Source organism: Stenotrophomonas terrae (genome assembly GCF_001431465.1).
GTDB classification, from domain to species: Bacteria; Pseudomonadota; Gammaproteobacteria; order Xanthomonadales; family Xanthomonadaceae; genus Stenotrophomonas; species Stenotrophomonas terrae.
Genome location: NZ_LDJJ01000108.1, coordinates 1 through 4,598, shown reverse-complemented (window position 1 = coordinate 4,598; position 4,598 = coordinate 1). Strand labels below are relative to the sequence as shown.

Annotated in this window: 4 protein-coding genes; 1 reads left to right on the top strand and 3 read right to left on the bottom strand. The window is 64.5% G+C overall.

Annotated features, from left to right (window positions below; translation table 11 throughout):
- Positions 1-127: 127 nt before the first annotated feature.
- Positions 128-1,576, bottom strand: coding sequence for a rhomboid family intramembrane serine protease (locus tag ABB27_RS18860; protein ID WP_057630856.1), 1,449 nt, complete (start codon positions 1,574-1,576; stop codon positions 128-130).
- Positions 1,577-1,678: 102 nt separating this feature from the next.
- On the opposite strand from ABB27_RS18860, the gene greB reads away from it, so the two are divergent.
- Positions 1,679-2,182, top strand: a complete 504-nt coding sequence (gene greB, locus ABB27_RS18855) for a transcription elongation factor GreB (RefSeq protein WP_057630854.1) — start codon at positions 1,679-1,681, stop codon at positions 2,180-2,182.
- On the opposite strand, the gene ABB27_RS18850 is transcribed toward greB, so the two are convergent.
- Together ABB27_RS18850 and rimO are read right to left on the bottom strand one after the other, a co-directional pair.
- Positions 2,166-3,002: a DUF3025 domain-containing protein gene (locus ABB27_RS18850; RefSeq protein WP_057630852.1), complete on the bottom strand. Its 837-nt coding sequence runs from the start codon at positions 3,000-3,002 to the stop codon at positions 2,166-2,168. The two genes, greB and ABB27_RS18850, sit on opposite strands and share 17 nt — an antisense overlap.
- On the bottom strand, positions 2,999-4,363 hold the full coding sequence (rimO, locus tag ABB27_RS18845) for a 30S ribosomal protein S12 methylthiotransferase RimO (protein ID WP_057630849.1): 1,365 nt from the start codon (positions 4,361-4,363) through the stop codon (positions 2,999-3,001). Before rimO ends, ABB27_RS18850 begins: the two co-directional genes overlap by 4 nt.
- Between the last annotated feature and the right edge of the window lie 235 nt (positions 4,364-4,598).

Sequence of the window (4,598 nt, the reverse complement as noted above, 5' to 3'; positions counted from 1 at the left end):
TTCCCATAGATCCCTGCTTCGCGGGTGCGCTGCGCTTACCCGGGCTACGGCTGAAACGCGCAACCACATTCAAGGGCCGTCAGGCACGAGATGCAGACCCGAACGGGGCTTCATCAAGGCAAGGCCCTCAGTCGTTCTCCAACAGGAACCGCGCCTTGCCGGCCTGCGGGGTCGCCGCAAAACGTTGCTGCAGCAATTCGAGCAGACGCCGACGCTGCGCATGGGCATGCGCCTCGCCATGCCGCAAGGCCAGACGAAGCCAGCCCTGCGCCTGCGTTTCACCCGGCAGTTGAATGGCCTGTTCCCAGACCGCCTCGGCTTCCTGCAACCAACCGGCTTTGAGGCAGCGCTCAAACGCAGCAGGCGCCAGTTCGGCGATTCCGCCCTCCGCCAGCAACTGCTTGATGATGGCCTGCTGCGCGGCGAGCCCGGCAGCATCGTCCGCCTCCAATCGCAGCACATCGGCAGCGCGCGCACGCATGTCAGCCGGCCGGCCTGCATTGGCGGCAACCCGATAACGCGCCAGTGCAACATCCAGACGCTGCGGTTGTTCGCCCGCCAACTCCGCCAGCACGCGCTCGGCAGCGGCGTTGTCCAGCCGCCCCATGTACTGCTGAGCCTGCTGCCAACGCTGATCGCTGACGGTCACTTCAGTTTCATCGGCCATATAGTCGTCGCGGGTCTGCCGGGTAAGCACCAGCAGCCCGCCCAGCACGGCACCACAGATCAGGCCACCGGCATGCGCATCAAAGCCAATGCCGGCTTCATCATTGGTCAGCAGATTGAATACCTCCCACCCCAACCACAACGGCAGCAAGCAGATCGCCGGCGCCTTCACATAATCGAAGATCACCCCGAACCAGTAGAAAAACCGCACCGGGCGCATTCCCCACACCACGCAGAACGCCCCCATCACCGCCGCGATCGCACCGGACGCGCCCAGCCCGCCGCCCGCTTCGCCCCAGCGCCACAACACACTGGCAACACTGGAGCCAACCGCGCCCAACAGGTACAGCCCCAGGAAACGCCAACCACCCAGCGCCCCCTCCAGCAGCAGACCCAGCACCACCAGGAACAGCATATTGCCCAGCAGATGCATCACGCTGCCGTGCAGGAAGGCCGCCGACAACAGCCGCCACGGCGACCATTCCGAGCTGCGCAGGATATGCCGCAGGGTGAATACCTGGTCCAGCTGCGCCTGGTACTCACGCCGCAAGGGTGCCCACGCTGCCTGCTGTTCTTCCGACTCGAACAGGCCGCCCTGCTGCAGCGCCTTTTGGAAGCTGACATCGCTCAAGGTCGCCATGCCGACATAGCTGCCACGCTCCTGCGCCGGCACTGCTTCCAACTCGGCCAGCGCATCGCGCTGCGCAGTCAATCGCAGATGTTTTTCATAGGCAGGCAGCTCGTAGCTGGCCAGCCCCGACTGCTGGTACCAGGCCTGTGTCGCCTGCACCTTGTGCTCGTCGTCCGCCTGCCAGCCGAAGAAGACATAGACATTGACCAGCACCAGCAGCATCGTCACCAGCGGCAAGGTGCTCAGATTGAGGGGCTTGTGCAGCGGCAGGATCAACATCGGCCAAACTTCCTTGTCGGTGAACGCGAAGCTTCAGTCATTGATTGGCCTTGCGCAAGCAAGCCCGGCTACCATGCCGCATCCACGCAATGCATGACCGCAATGAGCCGCTGGCGTCCCCCTGCAGAAAAAAGCACCGCCCTGATCACCGCGCAGGGCCACGCCCGGCTCAAGGCCGAGCTGGATGAGCTGTGGCGGCAGCGGCGGCCGGAAGTGGTCAAGGCACTGGCGGCAGCAGCCGCCGAGGGCGACCGCTCGGAGAACGCCGAGTACACCTACCGCAAGAAGCAGTTGGGCGAGATCGACCGCCGCGTGCGTTACCTGAGCAAGCGACTGGAAGCCTTGCGCGTGGTCGACACCACGCCCAGCGACCCGGAGGCGGTGTTCTTTGGCGCGACGGTGGAACTGGAGAACGTCGACTCAGGGCAAACCGTCGTCTACCGGATTGTTGGCCCCGATGAAACCGACGCACCGGCCGGCTGGATCAGCATCGATTCGCCGTTGGCGCGGGCACTGTTGAAGAAGCGCATCGACGATGAATTCACGGTGGAGCTGCCCAGCGGCCTGACCCGCTTCGCCATCCTCGACGTCAGCTACGAAGGCTGAGCGCGGACGGGTACACCCTGCCCTCGCGCAGCGGACGGAAGTAGTCGCGCAATTGATAGAAAGCCGCATCCTGTGATGCGTGCCAGCCGGGAATACCCGCCAGCGGCAAAGGCCGCAGCTCGGACGGCTCGGCCAGCAGCTGAGCTTCAGCGATTGCCGCAGCGACCCGGGCAACACAGGCCGCGTCATCCTCGCCAAGCACCACGATGCTTTTGCCCACCAGCAGGCGCCCCGGCAACAAGGCCTGCTCCAGCAAGGCATGGCCGATGAGCGCGCAGATGGCGATATCACCTTGCTGCCATGCACGCGGATCGAACAGCGTCGCCCAGTCGTGCCGGTCCCACGCCGACAACAAGGCCGCATCGCGGACACGCACGATCACGCCGGTTTCGTCGAACTGGGTCAGCGCGGCCTGCGCACTGTTGCGCTGGGTTGTTCCCATCGCCGCGATATGCAGACATTGCTGCGCATTGAGCGCGAATTTGATCGCTGGATAGCGCGCCCAGACCAGCGCATTGAACAGGTCATGCCAGTTCTGCGCGCGGGTGGCGATGCGCCCTTGGGCGATGCGTTGTTCGTAGTGCAGGCCGTCGCCAAGCAAGGCCTCATCCTGGATGACGAATTGCTTGCCCTGCACGGCCAGCTGCGCGTTGAGCGTAGCAATATCCGGCCAGTCAGCGCCTTGCAACAGCTCGACGTAGTCGGCAAAGCCGCCAAATATGGGCTGCTCAAAACATTGATGCGCCACCTGCTCGCGGGCTGGCGCCAAAAAACGACGCCGGCCTGAGCCGGCGTCATCAGCGGCAGGTGCGCAGGTCACAGCACCTTGAGATCAAACGGCGCGGCCGCCTTGGCATCGACGATGGCATCGCCAAACAGATCGTGCTCATCGCTGTCGGTGATTTCGACATCGACGAACTGGCCAACCCGCAGCTTGGCCTCATCAGCGTTCTGGATATGCACCAGACCATCAATCTCCGGCGCATCGGCCTTGGACCGTGCCACCGCAATGCCGTCTTCAATGCCATCGATCAGGCACTGCTGCACGCTGCCGATCTTGGCTTCGAGCTTGGCGGCGGAAATGGCGGCCTGCTTTTCCATGAAACGCGCCAGACGTTCCTGCTTCACTTCTTCCGGCACCGGGTCCGGCAGCTGGTTGGCGGTGGCACCGTCCACCGGCGAATAGGCGAAGGCGCCTACGCGGTCGAGCTGGGCGGTATCCAGGAAGTCGAGCAGCTGCTCGAACTCGGCATCGGTTTCGCCCGGGAAGCCGACGATGAAGGTGGAACGCACGGTGATGTCCGGCGCGATCTCGCGCCAGCGCAGCACCCGCTCCAGGGTCTTGTCGACCGCGCCCGGGCGCTTCATCAGCTTGAGGATGCGCGGGCTGGCATGCTGGAACGGGATGTCCAGGTAGGGCAGGATCTTGCCCTCGGCCATCAACGGCACCACGTCGTCGACGTGCGGGTACGGGTAAACGTAGTGCAGGCGGGTCCAGGCATCGAGCTCGGACAGCCCCTCGCACAGCGCCTTCATGCGCGTTGCGTATTCCTTGCCGCGCCAGGTGCCCGGCGCGTACTTGCGGTCCACGCCGTAGGCCGAGGTGTCCTGCGACACCACCAGCAGCTCGCGCACACCGCCCTTGACCAGGCGCTCGGCCTCGCGCAGCACCTCATCGACCGGGCGCGACACCAGGTCGCCGCGCATCGAGGGAATGATGCAGAAGCTGCAGCGGTGGTTGCAGCCTTCGGAAATCTTCAGATAGGCGTAGTGGCGCGGGGTCAGCTTGATGCCGTAGTCCGGCACCAGGTCCACGAACGGATTGTGCTTGGGCGGCAATGCCGCATGCACCGCTTCCATCACCGTGGTGTAGTCCTGCGGGCCGGACACCGACAGCACGTCCGGGTAATGCTCGCGGATCATGTCGCCCTTCTTGCCCAGGCAGCCGGTGACGATGACCTTGCCGTTCTCGTTCATCGCCTCGCCGATGGCGTCCAGCGATTCGGCCACGGCCGAGTCGATGAAGCCGCAGGTATTGACCACCACCACGTCGGCCGAGTCGTAGGACGGCACGATGTCGTAGCCCTCCACCCGCAGCTGGGTGAGGATGCGCTCGGAATCGACAAGGGCTTTCGGGCAGCCAAGGCTGACGAAGCCGACTTTGGGGTTCAGCTGGGACATGATCTGGAAATCCTGGGGCCGGGCCGGAATGGCAGCAGGGCCGGAAAGCCGGCCAGTATACCGGGCCTGCGCGGCGGCGCCCTGCAGGCTGGCTTAATAGGCGCCGGGGTTGATAATCACTCCCGTCGCGAGCAACTGCTGCTTGAGCCCCTCTCCCGCTTGCGGGAGAGGGGTTGGGGTGAGGGGAAGCTCCAAGCACGCATACCCAAGGTTTTAAAAGCTCCCCTCATCCGCC

What these genes read in the sequence shown, in the direction of transcription:
- greB (WP_057630854.1), top strand. Translation starts at nt 1,679, where the DNA reads ATGAGCCGCTGGCGTCCCCCTGCAGAAAAAAGCACCGCCCTGATCACC.
- ABB27_RS18860 (WP_057630856.1), bottom strand. Translation starts at nt 1,576, where the DNA reads ATGTTGATCCTGCCGCTGCACAAGCCCCTCAATCTGAGCACCTTGCCG.
- rimO (WP_057630849.1), bottom strand. Translation starts at nt 4,363, where the DNA reads ATGTCCCAGCTGAACCCCAAAGTCGGCTTCGTCAGCCTTGGCTGCCCG.